General features: G+C 71.6%; 12 protein-coding genes. 9 read left to right on the forward strand and 3 right to left on the reverse strand.

Annotated features, from left to right (window positions below; translation table 11 throughout):
* Window position 1 precedes the first annotated feature (1 nt).
* From ispG to ABZ858_RS10435, 5 genes are all read left to right on the forward strand, one after another.
* Window positions 2-1177 (forward strand): flavodoxin-dependent (E)-4-hydroxy-3-methylbut-2-enyl-diphosphate synthase, encoded by a 1176-nt coding sequence (gene ispG, locus ABZ858_RS10415; RefSeq protein ID WP_361374767.1) that lies wholly within the window; start codon window positions 2-4, stop codon window positions 1175-1177.
* A gap of 30 nt (window positions 1178-1207) precedes the next feature.
* Window positions 1208-3190, forward strand: coding sequence for a 1-deoxy-D-xylulose-5-phosphate synthase (gene dxs, locus ABZ858_RS10420; protein WP_361374769.1), 1983 nt, complete (start codon window positions 1208-1210; stop codon window positions 3188-3190).
* Entirely contained in the window at window positions 3187-4569 is a 1383-nt protein-coding gene (locus ABZ858_RS10425; protein ID WP_361374771.1) for an aspartate aminotransferase family protein, read from the forward strand. The genes dxs and ABZ858_RS10425 overlap by 4 nt, the downstream gene beginning before the upstream one ends.
* Window positions 4570-4645: 76 nt before the next feature.
* Window positions 4646-5275, forward strand: coding sequence for an XRE family transcriptional regulator (locus ABZ858_RS10430; protein ID WP_361374773.1), 630 nt, complete (start codon window positions 4646-4648; stop codon window positions 5273-5275).
* The gene (locus ABZ858_RS10435; RefSeq protein ID WP_361374775.1) at window positions 5272-5397 is read left to right on the forward strand and encodes a DUF6126 family protein; all 126 of its coding nucleotides are present in this window, start codon (window positions 5272-5274) and stop codon (window positions 5395-5397) included. The genes ABZ858_RS10430 and ABZ858_RS10435 overlap by 4 nt, the downstream gene beginning before the upstream one ends.
* Window positions 5398-5460: 63 nt before the next feature.
* On the opposite strand, the gene ABZ858_RS10440 is transcribed toward ABZ858_RS10435, so the two are convergent.
* Window positions 5461-6258 carry a tyrosine-protein phosphatase gene (locus ABZ858_RS10440; protein WP_361374777.1) on the reverse strand — a complete coding sequence of 266 codons (798 nt, stop codon included), beginning with the start codon at window positions 6256-6258 and terminating at the stop codon, window positions 5461-5463.
* 271 nt (window positions 6259-6529) lie between these two features.
* Between ABZ858_RS10440 and ABZ858_RS10445 the strand changes: the two genes are divergently transcribed.
* Window positions 6530-7315, forward strand: a complete 786-nt coding sequence (locus ABZ858_RS10445) for an SGNH/GDSL hydrolase family protein (RefSeq protein ID WP_361375318.1) — start codon at window positions 6530-6532, stop codon at window positions 7313-7315.
* 277 nt (window positions 7316-7592) lie between these two features.
* On the opposite strand, the gene ABZ858_RS10450 is transcribed toward ABZ858_RS10445, so the two are convergent.
* Window positions 7593-8216: a TetR family transcriptional regulator C-terminal domain-containing protein gene (locus ABZ858_RS10450; RefSeq protein ID WP_361374779.1), complete on the reverse strand. Its 624-nt coding sequence runs from the start codon at window positions 8214-8216 to the stop codon at window positions 7593-7595.
* Window positions 8217-8329: 113 nt separating this feature from the next.
* Between ABZ858_RS10450 and ABZ858_RS10455 the strand changes: the two genes are divergently transcribed.
* Together ABZ858_RS10455 and ABZ858_RS10460 are read left to right on the forward strand one after the other, a co-directional pair.
* Entirely contained in the window at window positions 8330-9511 is a 1182-nt protein-coding gene (locus ABZ858_RS10455; protein ID WP_361374781.1) for an MBL fold metallo-hydrolase, read from the forward strand.
* 260 nt (window positions 9512-9771) lie between these two features.
* Window positions 9772-10821 (forward strand): hypothetical protein, encoded by a 1050-nt coding sequence (locus tag ABZ858_RS10460; RefSeq protein ID WP_361374783.1) that lies wholly within the window; start codon window positions 9772-9774, stop codon window positions 10819-10821.
* Window positions 10822-10895: 74 nt separating this feature from the next.
* On the opposite strand, the gene ABZ858_RS10465 is transcribed toward ABZ858_RS10460, so the two are convergent.
* Window positions 10896-11996: an LCP family protein gene (locus ABZ858_RS10465; protein ID WP_361374785.1), complete on the reverse strand. Its 1101-nt coding sequence runs from the start codon at window positions 11994-11996 to the stop codon at window positions 10896-10898.
* Between the two features lie 377 nt (window positions 11997-12373).
* Here ABZ858_RS10465 and ABZ858_RS10470 point away from each other — a divergent pair, with 377 nt between their 5' ends.
* Window positions 12374-16378 carry a CDP-glycerol glycerophosphotransferase family protein gene (locus ABZ858_RS10470; RefSeq protein WP_361374787.1) on the forward strand — a complete coding sequence of 1335 codons (4005 nt, stop codon included), beginning with the start codon at window positions 12374-12376 and terminating at the stop codon, window positions 16376-16378.
* Window positions 16379-16399: the final 21 nt, after the last annotated feature.

Genomic DNA, 16399 nt, shown 5'->3' on the forward strand with positions numbered 1-16399 from the left:
CATGACCGCCGTTTCCCTCGGCGTCCCCGAGGTGCCGGCCCGGCCGATCGCAGCGCGGCGCGTGTCGCGGCAGATCCAGGTCGGGTCGGTGGCGGTGGGTGGGGATGCGCCGGTGTCGGTGCAGTCGATGACGACGACGCGTACGTCGGACATCGGGGCGACGTTGCAGCAGATCGCGGAGTTGACGGCATCGGGGTGTCAGATCGTGCGGGTGGCGTGTCCGACGCAGGATGACGCGGACGCGTTGGCGGTGATCGCGCGGAAGTCGCAGATTCCGGTGATCGCGGACATTCATTTTCAGCCGAAGTATGTGTTCGCGGCGATCGAGGCGGGCTGTGCGGCGGTGCGGGTTAATCCGGGCAACATCAAGAAGTTCGACGATCAGGTGCGGGAGATCGCGAGGGCGGCGAAGGATCATGGGACGCCGGTTCGGATCGGGGTGAACGCGGGTTCGCTGGACCGGCGGTTGCTGCAGAAGTACGGGAAGGCGACGCCGGAGGCGCTGGTGGAGTCGGCGCTGTGGGAGGCGTCGCTGTTCGAGGAGCATGGTTTCCGGGACATCAAGATCTCGGTGAAGCACAATGATCCGGTCGTGATGATCGAGGCGTACCGGCAGTTGGCGCAGCAGTGTGACTATCCGCTGCATCTGGGGGTGACGGAGGCCGGTCCGGCGTTCCAGGGGACGATCAAGTCGGCGGTGGCTTTCGGTGCGCTGTTGTCGCAGGGGATCGGTGACACGATCCGGGTGTCGTTGTCGGCGCCGCCGGTGGAGGAGGTCAAGGTCGGTATCCAGATTCTGGAGTCGTTGAATCTGCGGCAGCGGGGTCTGGAGATCGTGTCGTGTCCCTCCTGTGGGCGGGCGCAGGTGGATGTGTACAAGCTGGCCGAGGAGGTCACGGCGGGTCTGACCGGTATGGAGGTCCCGCTGCGGGTGGCGGTCATGGGGTGTGTCGTGAACGGTCCGGGTGAGGCGCGTGAGGCTGATCTCGGGGTGGCGTCCGGCAATGGCAAGGGGCAGATCTTCGTGAAGGGTGAGGTCATCAAGACCGTTCCGGAGTCGAAGATCGTGGAGACCCTGATCGAGGAGGCCATGAAGCTCGCCGGGCAGATGGAGCGAGACGGCGTCGCGGCAGACGCCCCCACCGCCACGGGAGCGCCCACGGTGACGGTGAGTTGATGTACGGCACGGAGCGAGAGGGGGCCCAGCGTGACCATTCTGGAGAACATCCGGGGACCACGCGACCTGAAGGCGCTGTCCGAGGCGGAACTCGGCGAACTGTCCGACGAGATACGTGACTTCCTGGTGCACGCGGTCGCCAGGACCGGCGGCCACCTCGGGCCCAACCTGGGCGTGGTGGAACTCACCGTCGCACTGCACCGGGTCTTCGATTCGCCGGTGGACCGCATCCTGTGGGACACCGGCCACCAGAGTTACGTACACAAGATGCTGACGGGACGTCAGGACTTCTCCAAGCTGCGCGGCAAGGGGGGCCTGTCCGGCTATCCCTCGCGCGAGGAGTCCGCGCACGACGTCATCGAGAACAGCCACGCCTCCACCGCGCTGGGCTGGGCCGACGGCCTCGCCAAGGCGCGCGAGGTGCGGGGGGAGAACGGGCATGTGGTCGCCGTCATCGGTGACGGCGCGCTGACCGGCGGCATGGCCTGGGAGGCGCTGAACAACATCGCCGCCGCCCCCGACCGGCCGCTGATCATCGTCGTCAACGACAACGAGCGCTCCTACGCCCCGACCATCGGCGGCCTCGCCAACCACCTGGCCACCCTGCGCACCACCGACGGCTACGAGAAGTTCCTCGCCTGGGGCAAGGACCTGCTCCAGCGCACCCCCGTCGTCGGCGGCACCCTCTACGAATCGCTGCACGGCGCGAAGAAGGGCTTCAAGGACGCCTTCGCCCCGCAGGGCATGTTCGAGGACCTGGGGCTCAAGTACGTCGGCCCGATCGACGGCCACGACGTACCCGCCCTGGAGTCGGCGCTGCGCCGCGCCAGACGCTTCCACGGGCCGGTCCTCGTGCACTGCCTCACCGAGAAGGGCCGCGGCTATGAACCGGCCCTCGCCGACGAGGCGGACCACTTCCACACCGTCGGCGCGATGGACCCGCTCACCTGCGCCCCGCTCACCCCCACCGGCGCCCCGTCCTGGACCTCCGTGTTCGGCGACGAGATGGTACGGATCGGCGAGGAGCGCGAGGACGTCGTCGCGATCACGGCGGCCATGCTGCACCCGGTGGGCCTGGGCGAGTTCGCCGCGCGCTTCCCCGGCCGGGTGTGGGACGTGGGCATCGCGGAACAGCACGCGGCCGTCTCCGCGGCGGGCCTGGCCACCGGCGGCCTGCACCCGGTCGTCGCCGTCTACGCCACCTTCCTCAACCGCGCCTTCGACCAGCTGCTCATGGACGTGGCGCTGCACCGCTGCGGCGTCACCTTCGTCCTGGACCGGGCCGGTGTCACCGGCGTCGACGGGGCCTCGCACAACGGCATGTGGGACCTGTCCGTCCTCCAGGTCGTGCCCGGTCTGCGGATCGCCGCGCCGCGCGACGCCTGCCAGTTGCGGGCCCAGCTGCGCGAGGCGGTCGCCGTGGACGACGCGCCGACGCTGGTGCGCTTCCCGAAGGAGTCGGCCGGCCCGGAGATCCCGGCCGTGGACCGCGTGGGCGGCATGGACGTACTGCACCGGGCGGAGCGGCCCGAGGTGCTGCTCGTGGCCGTCGGCGTGATGGCGCCGGTGTGCCTCCAGGCCGCCGGACTGCTCGAAGCGCGCGGCATCGGCTGCACGGTCGTCGACCCGCGCTGGGTCAAACCCGTCGACGCGGCGCTGCCGGAGCTGGCCGCCGCACACCGGCTGGTCGCCGTGGTGGAGGACAACAGCCGGGCGGCCGGGGTGGGCTCCGCGGTGGCGCTCGCGCTGGGCGACGCCGAAGTGGACGTACCGGTACGGCGGTTCGGCATCCCCGAGCAGTTCCTCGCCCACGCCAAGCGCGGTGAGGTACTGGCCGACATCGGTCTCACCCCGGTCGAGGTGGCCGGGCGGATCGGCGCGAGCCTCGCCGCCCGGGAGCAGGCCGGACCGGTACCCCGGCAGCCCGTACCCCGGCAGCCGGGCGCCGTCCCGGCCGAGGAGTCCGCCGGGGCCGCCGGGGCCGACATGGCAGTCAAGGAGAAGACGGAATGACCACGGAGTTCGACCTCGGCGCGCTGCTGGCCGAGCGCGGCGCCGAGCGCTACGAGCTGCACACCAGGCACCTGAACCACCAACTGCCCCGCATGCTGCACACCATCGGCTTCGACAAGGTCTACGAGCGGGCCGAGGGCGCCCACTTCTGGGACACCGAGGGCAACGACTACCTGGACATGCTCGCCGGGTTCGGGGTGATGGGCCTGGGCCGGCACCACCCGGTCGTCCGCAGGGCGCTGCACGACGTGCTGGACGCCTCCCTGGCCGACCTGACCCGCTTCGACTGCCAGCCGCTGCCCGGCCTGCTGGCGGAGCGGCTGCTCACCCACAGCCCGCACCTGGACCGGGTGTTCTTCGGCAACAGCGGCACCGAGGCGGTGGAGACCGCGCTGAAGTTCGCCCGCCGCGCCACCGGCAGGCCACGCGTCCTGTACTGCGAGCACTCCTTCCACGGCCTGACCACCGGCTCGCTCTCCGTCAACGGCGAGGACGGCTTCCGGGACGGCTTCGCCCCGCTGCTGCCCGACACCGGCGTCCCGCTCGGCGACCTCGACGCGCTCGCCCGCGAGCTGAAGAAGGGCGACGTGGCCGCCCTCATCGTCGAGCCGATCCAGGGCAAGGGCGTGCACGAGGCCCCGCCCGGCTATCTGCGCGCCGCGCAGGAACTGCTGCACCGGCACAAGGCGCTGCTCATCGCCGACGAGGTGCAGACCGGCCTGGGCCGCACCGGCGACTTCTACGCCTACCAGCACGAGGACGGCGTGGAGCCGGACCTCGTGTGCGTCGCCAAGGCCCTGTCCGGCGGGTACGTGCCGGTGAGCGCCACCCTCGGCAAGGACTGGATCTTCAAGAAGGTCTACTCCTCGATCGACCGGGTGCTGGTCCACTCGGCGAGCTTCGGGTCCAACGCCCAGGCCATGGCGGCGGGCCTGGCCGTGCTGTCCGTGATGGAGAACGAGCAGGTCGTCGCGAACGCCCGCGCCATGGGCGAACTGCTGAAGACGCGGCTGGCGGCGCTGACCGACCGCTACGAACTGCTCGCCGACGTCCGCGGCCGGGGCCTGATGATCGGCATCGAGTTCGGCCGGCCCAAGTCGCTCAAGCTGCGCGGCCGCTGGACCATGCTGCAGGCGGCCCGCAAGGGCCTGTTCGCACAGATGGTCGTCGTCCCGCTGCTGCAACGCCACCGGATCCTCACCCAGGTCTCCGGGGACCACCTGGAGGTGATCAAACTGATCCCGCCGCTGGTCATCGGGGAACAGGACGTCGACCGGTTCGTGGACGCCTTCACCGCCGTGATGGACGACGCGCACGGCGGTGGACTGATGTGGGACTTCGGCAAGACACTGGTCAAGCAGGCGGTCGCCAACCGCTAGCCGTGCCGGTGAGGCCCACTTTGCCTCTGAGGCAATAAATTTGCCGCAGAGGCAAAGCTGCGGCTGAATGGGAGACATGAGTGCTCCCGAGCCCGATCCCGAGCGCCCGGCGGGACCGGCCGAGGACCTGCCCGCCGTCGCGCCCCGGCTGCGTGCGCTGCGCCGCCGGGCCTCCCTCACCCTGGAGGCCGCGGCCCGCGCGGCCGCGCTGTCGCCCGCCCACCTCTCCCGCCTGGAGACCGGGCAGCGCCAGCCCTCGCTGCCGATGCTGCTCGCGCTCGCCCGCGTCTACGGCACGACGGTCGCCGAACTGCTCGGCGAGACCGTGCCCGACCGGGACGCGATCGTGCGCGCCGCCGGCATGGAACCCACCCGGGCCGGCGGCTGGACGTACTGGCAGGCCGGCGCCTCCGGTCGCGGCATGCAGGCCCTGCGGGTGCGCGTCCCGCACGGCTCCCAGGGCGACATCGTCCGGGTGCACCCCGGCGAGGAGTGGCTGTACGTCCTCAAGGGCCGGCTGCGGCTGCGCCTGGGCGACGCCACCCATGTGCTCGGCCCGGGGGACAGCGCGCACTTCGACTCGCTGACCCCGCACCGGATCGCCGCCGAGGACCCGGACGGGCTCGACCTGCTGTTCGTCCACACCCTGCTGCAGAGTCCCACGGCCGCGCTGTGCCTGGGCCCCCACCTTGGAGAGACGCCATGAGCAACAGCAACATGGAGGAGAAGTTCCCGCGCGCCCTGTGGGTCCGGCTGCTCATCTACATCGCCGTCGGGCACCTCTTCGCCGCGTTCATCTGGCTGCTGTTCGCGATCGGGGCCAAGTGAGGCGGCGGTGACCGCCGGGGACGGGGCGGGGACAGGAACGGGGACGGGAGGGGCGGGAACGGCTCAGTCCAGCAGCCGTTCCCGCAGCCGCTGCCGGGTCTCGGGGGCGAGCCGGAGCCCCTGCTCCAGGTAGGCGTCGACGCCGCCCCAGGTCTCCTCGATGGTCTCCAGGGCCGCCGCCAGGTACTCGGCGCGGGCGTCGAAGAGGGGGCTGAGCAGTTCCATGATCTCGGCGGAGTGGGCCGCGGCCGAGGTCTCGCTGCGGCGCACCTTGTAGCGGCGGTGCGTGGCGTTGGACTCCAGGTAGTCCGCGACGATCGCCTCCCGCTCCACACCCAGGGCGAGCAGCGTCACCGCGATCGACAGGCCCGCCCGGTCCTTGCCGGCGGCGCAGTGCATCAGCGCGGGGACGCTGTCCTCGGCGAGCGCGTGCAGCACCTGGGAGTGCTCGGCGGTGCGCTGCTTGATCATCTCCCGGTAGGAGGCGGTCATCCGGGCGGCGCCCTTGCCGTCGTCCAGGACCGCCCGCAGCTGGTCGAGGTCGCCGTCGCGGACCATCCTCCAGAACTCGGCGCCGTCGGCCGGGTCGCTCAGCGGCAGGTTCACATTGCGCACGCCGGGCAGCTCGACGTCCGGGCCCTCCAGCTTCTGGTCCGCCGCGTTGCGGAAGTCGAAGACCGTGTGCAGGCCCAGCGAGGCGAGGAAGGCCGCGTCCTCACCGGTGGCGTGCGCCAGGTGGCCGCTGCGGAACAGCGCCCCGTGCCGTACCCGCCGGCCGTCCACGGTCGGCAGCCCGCCCACATCGCGGAAATTGCGGACTCCGGACAGTTCCGGCTCGGTCGACGGCACCTGCTGCGTCACGGGGGCTCCTCGCTCTCGGCCCCGCCCTCACGGCTCGTCGACGGGGTGCGCTTCGACGATACGACATGGGTGCCCGAGGCAACCCAGCCGTGTGCGCGGGTGGCGGTCGAGCCGTCAACGCCGCTGGTCGGCGGCGTATTCCTGATCGGCGGACATGCGCGCAGTGGCTTATCTCACCGCACGTCAACCCCTGCCTACGGTCGCGTAGGTCACATTCCAAGGTGAATCATGGGCCGACGTGGCAGACGATTCGAAGAGTGACAGCAGATCAGTGATCGGGTCGTACGTGTCGGTGGGGGACAGCTTCACCGAAGGCGTCGGAGACCCCGGCCCCGACGGGGCGTTCGTCGGCTGGGCCGACCGGTTCGCCGTCCTGCTCGCCGACCGGCGACCCGAGGGCGACTTCCAGTACACCAACCTGGCCGTACGCGGGAAACTGCTCGACCAGGTCGTGGCGGACCAGATCCCGCGAGCCGCCGAACTCGCCCCCGACCTCGTCTCGTTCTGTGCCGGCGGCAACGACATCATCCGCCCGGGCACCGACCCCGACGACGTGGCCGAGCGCTTCGAGAAGGCGGTCGCCCGCCTCGCCTCCGCGGCCGGCACCGTCATGGTCACCACCGGGTTCGACACCCGGGGCGTGCCCGTGCTCAAGCACCTGCGCGGCAAGATCGCCACGTACAACGGGCACGTGCGGGCGATCGCCGACCGCTACGGCTGCCCGGTGCTCGACCTGTGGTCCCTGAAGACCGTCCAGGACCGCCGCGCCTGGGACCACGACCGCCTGCATCTCTCGCCCGAGGGGCACACCCGCGTGGCCCTGCGCGCCGGACAGGTGCTCGGCCTCGACATCCCGGCCGACCCCGAGCAGCCCTGGCCCCCGCTGCCGCCGCGCGGCACGCTTGAGGTGCGCCGCGACGACGTCCAGTGGGCGCGGGAGTTCCTGGTCCCGTGGATCGGCCGCCGCCTGCGCGGCGAATCCTCCGGCGACGCGGTGACCGCCAAGGGCGCCCTGTCCCCGGACGCCATCAGGACGCGGATCGCTTCGGTGGCGTGAGGGCGGCGGGCGCCCGGCGGCGTGGGTGGTGTGGGGCGGGGTGGTTCCGCCCCTGGTCCAGCCGTGTCTGGTCCGGTCACCGGGTCGCAGCAGGTCGGTGCGACCCGGTCGTGATCGCGGGGTGCGGGGCCCCGCCGGGACTGGAAATCAGGCGGGGACTGGTAGACGTACCCCGTACCCGTGTCCGTACGGGGGCCGAGACGGTACGCCGTCCTGGCGCGGCTCGCTCGTGGTCGCAGCGCGGGCGGCCGTTCGCCGGCAAAGGCCCGACAGCGGATCAGCGGGCGGCGCCCGCCGTCACCTGCTCGCGCCGCAGGCCGAGTTCGCGGGCCAGGGCCTCGTCGACCCACCCCTGGGCCCGGGCGCGGGAGACCGTGCCGCCGTACGAGGTCAGCTGTACGGCGAGCCCGTCGAGGAGCGCGGTGAGGCGCAGGGCCGTACCGGCCGGGTCCGGGCAGCGGAACTCGCCCGCGGCCACCCCCTCGGCGACGACCTCGGTGAGCGCCGCCTTCCACTCCCGGTCGAGGTCCCGGGTGACCTGCCGCAGGGCGGGCTCGCGCAGGGCGACGGCCCACCCCTCGATCCACAGCCGCCAGCCCTTGGCGGTCCCCGTGGGCGCGTACCAGCGCACCGCGGCCCGCAACCGGCGCAGGGCCGTCGTGCGCCGCGCGAGCAGCCTGCGCAGGCGGGCGAGATCGTCCTCGGCGGCGTGCGCGAACGCGGCGGAGACCAGCTTCTCCTTGGTCGAGAAGTGGTAGAGCACCAGCGCGTTGCTCACGCCGAGCACCGCGGCCACGTCGGCGATGCGCACCGCCGCCACGCCACGGGCCTCGATCTGCCCGATGGCCGCCCGCAGCAACTCCGCACGCCGCTCCGCCACGCTCAACCGCACTCTCGCCACGCGGTCACCCTAATGGGTCTTGCCCCGCGGGCAAGGGGCGTGCGAGGACCGTCCGCGGGGCCGGACCCGAGCCGTCCATAATGGAAAACCTCACCCACCCCACTGGAGGTATCGTGGCCGGCTTCCGTCCCCTGAGTTCCGGGCTCGGCCCGTTGCGGCCCGCGGCCTTCGGCGCGGACCCCGCCGGAGCGCGCATGGCGCGCATCCGCCGGTCACCCCACTTCAAGGACGGCGTCTTCCAGAACCCCGGGGGCACGGCCCGCACCCGCCCCTCCGGTTCGATGCGGGAGTTCGCCAAGCTCTACTTCGACAAGGAGCAGCGGCCCCGCCGCTCCCCGCAGGGCACCGTCCCGGTGCATCCCACCACGTACGCCGACCTGGCCAGGCCCGCGGCCACCGGGCTGCGGCTGACCTGGCTGGGCCACTCCAGCGTGCTCGCGGAGATCGACGGGCACCGGGTCCTGTTCGACCCGGTGTGGGGCGAGCGCTGCTCGCCGTTCCCCTTCGCCGGGCCGCGCCGGCTGCACCCGGTCCCGCTGCCGCTGGCCGAGCTGGGCCCGGTCGACGTGGTCGTCATCTCCCACGACCACTACGACCACCTGGACATGCCCACGATCAAGGCGCTGGCCGGCACGGACACCGTGTTCGCCGTGCCGCTCGGTGTCGGCGCCCACCTCGAACACTGGGGGGTGAGCGCGGACCGGCTGCGCGAGCTGGACTGGCACGAGGCCGCCAAGGTCGGCGGGCTCACCCTCACCGCGACCCCGGCCCGCCACTTCTGCGGCCGGGGCCTGCGCAACACCCAGCACACCCTGTGGGCGTCCTGGGCCGTCGCGGGCGAGGAGCACCGCGTGTACCACAGCGGCGACACGGGCTACTTCGACGGCTTCCAGGACATCGGCGCCGACCACGGCCCGTTCGACGCCACGATGATCCAGATCGGGGCGTACTCCGAGTTCTGGCCCGACATCCACATGACCCCCGAGGAGGGCATGCGCGCCCACCTCGACCTCCAGGGCGGCGGTGCGCACGGGGTGATGCTGCCGATCCACTGGGGCACCTTCAACCTGGCCCCGCACGCCTGGGCGGAGCCGGGGGAGTGGACGCTGGCCGCGGGCGAGGCGGTCGGGCAGACGGTCGCGCTGCCGGTGCCCGGCTGGCCCTTCGAGCCCGCCGGTGAGGTCCCGTCGCTGCCGTGGTGGCGGGACGTGGCGCAGACGGCCACCCGCAAGTGGCCGGTGCCGGAGCTGGGGCTGAGGACGGCGCGCGGGCTCGATCTGGCCGTCGAGGAATGACGGTTCGCGGACCTGGGGAACCGGGGCGCGGCACGGACGCGCCGACGGCCCAAGGAAGCTGGCACCGGCAGAAGCGATGACGCCCGGGAGCCGCCGGGGCGGGTGGACGCGCCGCATATCATGTTCCGGTTCGAGACCGCCGAGCCCTGCCAGTGGTAGGCCGGGCGGTGGGTTCCAGGAAGGTGCACCAGGCCATGCGGAGAAGGGCGTCAGGCTCCCGGGGAGCTACCCGAGAGGCCGGGACCGGCACCGCGCGGCGGGTGCGGGTCGCCTCCGGAGCCGCTCACGGCAGCTGGCTCAGCCGGGGCAAGGACGGCCGGCTCAGCCTCTACGCCCCTGCCGACGGCGGCCTGCTGCGCTGGACGGAGTCGGTCGTCGGCGGAGCCGGCTGGGGCGGGCCGTACTTCGTGGCCGTGGCCGGGCTCACCCACCTGAGCGTGGCGCAAGGCGCCGACGGCTATGTGCATTTCCTCGGCCGCCGGGTGCGTACCGGAGCCGACGGCTCGCCGAACGTCGATGTCGTGCACGCCATCCAGTACCAGACGGGACTCGCCGTCACCGACTGGCGTTCGCTGGGCAATCCGCATCAGGACCGTCAGGAGGGCGCGCGACTCGGCGCGCCGGTCGGGGCGACGGCGGACGACGGGACCGTCCACGTCTTCGTGCGCAGCGCGCGGGGCGGACTGGCGCTGCGCCGCGAGGACTCCAACGGCCGGTGGAAGGGCTGGGAGGACCTGGGCGGCGCGGGCGCCGAGGCGTCCCCCGCGGCCGTGGTCCTCGCCGGAGGGCGGCTGGAGGTCTGCGCGGCCGCCCGGACGGGGCTGCTGGTCTGGCGTCAGCAGCAGCCGGGCGGTGACTTCACGGGCCCCCGGGGCTTCTCGCTGAGCCCGGTGCCGGGCACCGTCGCGGCGGTGCAGACCGGTCCCGACCGGCCCACGTTCTTCTGGGCGGACGCCGCAGGCGGCGGAGTGGCGGCCTGGCGGACCGGCGGATGGCCCGTCGAGCTGGGAGGCAGCCTGTCCGAAGGGCCGCTCGCGGCCTCGCGCCTGTCGCTGGACGGGTACGACTGCGTCGTCCTGGCCCACCGCGGCCGGCAGGGCTCGGCGGTGCTCGGTGTGGGCGGCACCGAGAACGAGGGCAACGGCTTCTGGTGGTACGACCTGGCGGAGGCGTGCCAGGGAGGGCCCGCCCTGGCCCGGGATGGTCTCGGACGCCTGGTGGTGGCGCTCGTCGGGCCGGACGGCACGCCCAAGGTCGCGCGTCAGGAGGAGAGCGGCGGGCTCGCCTTCACCCGGTGGCACCGGCTCTGATCCGCCCGGACGGGACCCTCGGGTCCGCCGGGCACGGGCCGTCCGCGACCGGCGAGGACGGCCCGCGCCGCACCTCAACCGCCGTGCGCGGGGGACTTCTTCGCGGACTCGGGAATGGTGGAGCCGGTACGGATCGCCTTCCACAGCTGTCCCGCCTGCGGCTCCGCCGCGACCACCCGGTTGGGGTCGGCCTTGTCGTACCGCACCGGCAGCATGATCGTTTCCATGGTCGCGGGGTCGACGCCGTTGAGGCTGCGCCCGAACTCCGCCAGCTTGGTGAGGGAGGCCAGGTCGGAGTCGGTGGTGAGGGCCGCGGTGAGCTTGTCGGCGATCTTGTACGCCTTGGTGGGGCTGCCCAGCAGGTCCTGCTTCTTGATCTCGCTCAGCAGCGCCAGCATGAACTGCTGCTGGAGGCTGATGCGTCCGAGGTCGCTGCCGTCACCGACGCCGTGCCGGGTGCGGACGAACTCCAGGGACTGCGTGCCGTTCAGCCGGTGGGGGCCGGCGGTGATGTCCAGCCCGCTCGACTTGTCGTGGATGTCCTGCGGCACGTCGACGGTCACCCCGCCGATCGCATCCACGAGTCCCTTGAAGCCGGCGAAGTCTATCTCCATGTAGTGGTCCATGCGGACCCCGGAGATCTGCTCCACGGTCTGGACGACACAGGCCGGACCGGCCTCGGAGTAGATGGAGTTGAACATCACCCGTGTCGCCGACCGCACCCGGGTGCCGTCCTTCTTCGTGCAGGCGGGCCGGGTGACCAGGGTGTCGCGGGGGATGCTGATCGCGACGGCCTTGGTACGGCCCTCGGGTATGTGCATCACCAGGGCGGTGTCCGAGCGCGCGCCGGAGACGTCGCCGGTGTTCAGGGCGGCGTTGGCCCCGGCCCGCGAGTCGGAGCCCAGGATCAGGATGTTCTGGCCGGAGGTGGGCAGCTTCTCGGGCCGGTTGTCACCGATCGCCTTGTCGATGTCGACACCCTTGATGTTGCCGTCCAGGTCCCGGTACAGCCAGTAGCCGGTGCCGCCCGCGGCCAGCACGAGCACCAGCACGGTCAGCAGGACGACGCGTCCCCAGCGTCTCTTCGGACGGGAGGCGCGCCGCCCCCCGCCCGAACTCCTGCCGCTCGAACTCCTGCGGGAACGACGGGTCTCGGTGGTGGCGTCGGGCGTCATCGTGCTTCGGGTTCCTCTCCTCACGGGCTCCGCGCCGGCGGAGTGGCTGGGGCCCGGGTGGGGGAGACCGGCCCAACTGATGCGGTCAATGCAGTGCGAGAACTATAGGCGGCACGACATGCCGGCTTTACGGGCAGGCGGCTTCGGCATGACCCGGGGATGGACCGCTTCTTACGCGCCTCTTGACCTATCTTATGATTTTCATAAGATGTGGTGTCCCTGTGATGATCGGAGGAGGGGGCTTTTACCGGCGTCACCAGGGCGCGTCACCGAGACGGCAAGGGGGCCGGCCGGTCGCGCGGAACAGGGGGGTGGGCAGCCCGCCCGGGAGCGGTGTGCGCTCTCCGGTGGGCGGCACGTGTTGCTAGGAGTCAGAGTTGGCGGATCATCCGCGTCTCAGTGTTGTGGTGCCGTTCCAGGACGTGGAGGTCTATCTCGCCGAGTGCCTGGAGTCGATCGCGCGTCAGTCGTTCCGCGACTTCGAGGTGCTGCTCGTCGACGACGGCTCCACCGACCGGTCCACCCAGATCGCCGCCGAGTTCTGCGCCCGCGACCGGCGTTTCCGGCTCGTCCGCCAGGAGTCGCACGGACCCGGGCACGCCCGCAACACCGGCCTGCGCGCCATGCACCCCCGAGGCGAGTTCCTGGCCTTCGTCGACGGTGACGACGTCATACCCGAGTACGCCTACGAACTCCTGGTGCGCACGCTCGACGAGTCCGGCTCGGACTTCGTCTCCGGCAACGTGCAGATGATGAACTCCACCAAGAAGTGGCAGTCCCCCCTGCACAAGGGGCCGATGCAGAAGAACCGGCGCGGCACCCACATCACCAAGTTCGAGGCCCTGATCTACGACCGCACGGTCTGGAACAAGCTCTTCCGGCGGTCCTTCTGGGACTACCACTTCATCGAGTTCCCCGAAGGCGTCCTGTACGAGGACTCCTGGGTCAACATGTTCGCCCACTTCCGGGCCGAGAAGGTCGACGTCATCACGGACATCGTCTACTTCTGGCGGCGCCGGGACGGCGGGGCCGCCCCCTCGATCACCCAGCGGCACACCGAACTGTCCAACCTGCGCGACCGGGTCGCCGCCGTGCAGTCGGTCAGCCGCTTCCTCGCCGAGCGGCGCTCGCGGCTGTACGAGGAGAGCAAGCGCAAGTACGACCTCGCCTGCCTGAAGTCCGACCTCATGCTGCATCTGAAGGTGCTGCCGGACGCCGACGAGGAGTACCGGACGGCCTTCATGGAGTGGGCCAACGAGTTCCTCGACGAGGCCGACCCGGCCATCATCGACGAACTGCCCGCCGACGCCCGGGTCAAGTGGCTCCTGGTGCGCGAATGGCGGCTGGCCGAACTCCTCGACGTCATCGAGTTCGAGCGGCGCGGCGGCCCGATGCCCGTGCAGCGCCGGTTCCGCCGCTATCTGAAGTACCCCTACCTCGGGGACCGGCAGGTGGGCCTCGACCGCAAGGCGTACCGCCTCGACAAGGAACTCTCCCTCCACGGCTCCCTCGGCGGAGCCCACTGGAACGGCGACTCCGACATGCTGACGCTCACCGGGACCGCGTACGTCCGGTTCATCAACGTCCACAAGAAGCACATGTCGGTCAAGGCGATCGCCCTGCGCGACAAGAAGCACGGGCGCATGGTCCTGTCGTCGGCCAGGACCACCTACGCGCCGCAGGCCACCGAGCACTCTCAGCAGAATCGCTACTGCTACGACTGGGCCGGCTTCGAGGCGCACATCGACACCACCCGGCTCAAGCGCAAGGGCAAGTGGGTCGAGGGCACCTGGGACGTCGCCGCCGGTGTCCTCAGCCGCGGGCTCTTCCGTTACCGGGGCATCGGCCGGGGCGGGTCGGGCAGCGCCGCCAATCCCCCCTACCGGTACGTCGACCGCAACATCCGCATCCTGCCGCTGTTCCTCCAGGACAAGCTCAAGCTGCGCGTGGAGATCGTGCGGTGCCGGATCACCGGGCACCGGCTCGTCGGCGAACAGCTCGAACTGCGCGGCGTCTACCTCGGCCCCACGGTGCCCGAATCGGGCAGACTGCGCGTCACCGGCATGAACGGCGCCGGACGGCACGACGCGAAGGTGCGCTTCACGCCCGGCGGAGAAGGCTGGTGCACCTTCACCACCCGGCTGCCCCTGCGGGCCCTGGTCCCGGGATTCCGGGCCACCGCCCAGGCCGACGGGGAGATCCCGCAGTCCTGGAACATGGGCAGCAACGGCTGGAAGACCACCTTCCACGTCGAGGGCCGGAAGATGACCATCTACCCGGTCATGGCCGAGGACACCCCGGACGGCCGGTACCGCATGCCCGCCTCGTTGCAGACCCGCGAGGGCGACCGCGAGGTCGTGGTCCACCGCAACGGCGCCGGCTACCTCGTCCTGTTCGAGCGCGCGACCCTGCCCATGGCGACGGACTTCGCCTGGCACCCGGACGGCTCGCTGGAGATCTTCGGCCGGTACGCGGCCGCCGACCGGCTCTCCGCGCAGGAGCACCGGGCGGCGCATCTGGTCGTGCGCTCGCGGGCGCACGGCGCCGAACGCAGCGTGCCGCTGGCCTGGGACGGGCGGAACTTCCGCAGCGTGCTGTCACCGGCCGCGATGCGGACGCTGGCCGGCGAGATCCCGCTCGCGGCCGGCCGCTGGGACTTCTTCCTGCGCCGCCAGGACCTCTCCGCCGTCGCCCGCGAGGACCGGCTCGACGACCTGATGATCAAGATCGAGCAGGGTCTCGTGCGGGCCTTCCCGCAGGAGTACGGGGAGCACGAGCGCCGCTACGAGCTGCAGGCGGAGGCGTACGACCGGCTGTCCCTCCTCGTCCACTCCGCCATGCCCGACCACGCCCGCGGCCCCTACCGCCAGAAGCTCCTGCGCACCAAGGCCTACCCGGCGGCCCGCCGCACGCCGGTGCGCCCCGCCGTGCTCTTCGACGCGTTCAAGGGCACCCAGTACTCCGACAACCCCCGGGCCCTGCACGAGGAACTGGTCCGGCGCGGCGTCCCCCTCGACCAGCTCTGGGTGGTGCGCGACGACCAGGTGGACGTGCCCCCGACCGCCACACCCGTGCGCATGTGGTCCCCGGAGTGGTACGAGGCGATGGCCACCAGCAGGTACGTCGTCGCCAACAACCACCTCCCCGACTGGTTCCACAAGCGCGACGGCCAGGTCGTCGTACAGACCTGGCACGGCACCCCGCTGAAGAAGATCGGCCACGACATCGAGGCCATCCACTTCGCCGACCAGCGCTATCTGGAGCGGGTCGAGAAGGAGGTGCAGAACTGGGACATGCTGGTCTCGCCCAACAGCTTCTCCACCCCGATCCTCAAGCGCGCCTTCGGCTTCCCCGGCGAGATGGTCGAGAGCGGCTACCCGCGCAACGACATCCTGCGCCGGCCCGGCATGGAGCAGCGCGAGCAGGAGATCCGCCGGCGCATCGGGCTGCCCGAGGGCAAGCGCGTGGTCATGTACGCCCCGACCTGGCGCGACGACCAGTACTACGCCCCGGGCAAGTACAAGCTCGACTTCCGTATCGACCTGGCCGACGCGCGCGCCCGGCTCGGCGCCGACCACGTCCTCCTGGTCCGCCGCCACCCCAACGTGGTCGACCCGGTGCCGGGAGCCGGTGACGGCTTCGTCTTCGACGTGTCCGACTATCCGGACATGGCGGACCTCTCCCTGATCACCGATGTGATGATCACGGACTACTCGTCCCTGATGTTCGACTACGTCAACACCGGCCGCCCGATCCTCTTCTTCACCTACGACCTGGACCACTACCGCGACACCCTGCGGGGCTTCTACTTCGACTTCGAGCACAGTGCGCCGGGACCGCTGGTGTACACCTCGCAGGATCTGGTGACGGCCCTGCGCGACATCGACCGCATCCAGGACACGTACGCGGAGCGATATCGCTGGTTCCAGCGCGAGTTCTGCGACCTGGACGACGGGTTCGCCTCCGCGCGGCTCGCCGACCGGATGCTCGTCGCGGGCGGCGACCTCGCCCCCGGGGACGCGCACGCCCCGGCGGTCGGCACCGTCGACACCCGCCGCACCCTGCGCGCGCTCACCCCGATCCGGCGGCCCGCACCCGGCTGGTTCGGCCCCCGCGGGCCGGCCGTGCCGCAGGCCCACGGAGCTGCCGCTCCCCACCTCATGGACGCGGTGCCCGGCCAGCCCGGCCCCGATCACCGGCCCGCACCGGACGCGTACCAGGCACCGGCCAGGCGCCACCCCCCGGTCGGCGAGGACACGGACCGCCAGCCGCAGTCGTACGTACCGCGACTGGTACCGGCGCGCTTCCAGGAGCCGTTCGGGTCCGCTCCCGGGGTGGTACAGCCGCCGGACGGCCGGATCTACGAGGGCGTGGTCGTGTGACACCGGTCCGCGCGCACGCGA

This window comes from Streptomyces sp. NPDC047017 (genome assembly GCF_040644175.1).
Classification (GTDB): domain Bacteria; phylum Actinomycetota; class Actinomycetes; order Streptomycetales; family Streptomycetaceae; genus Streptomyces.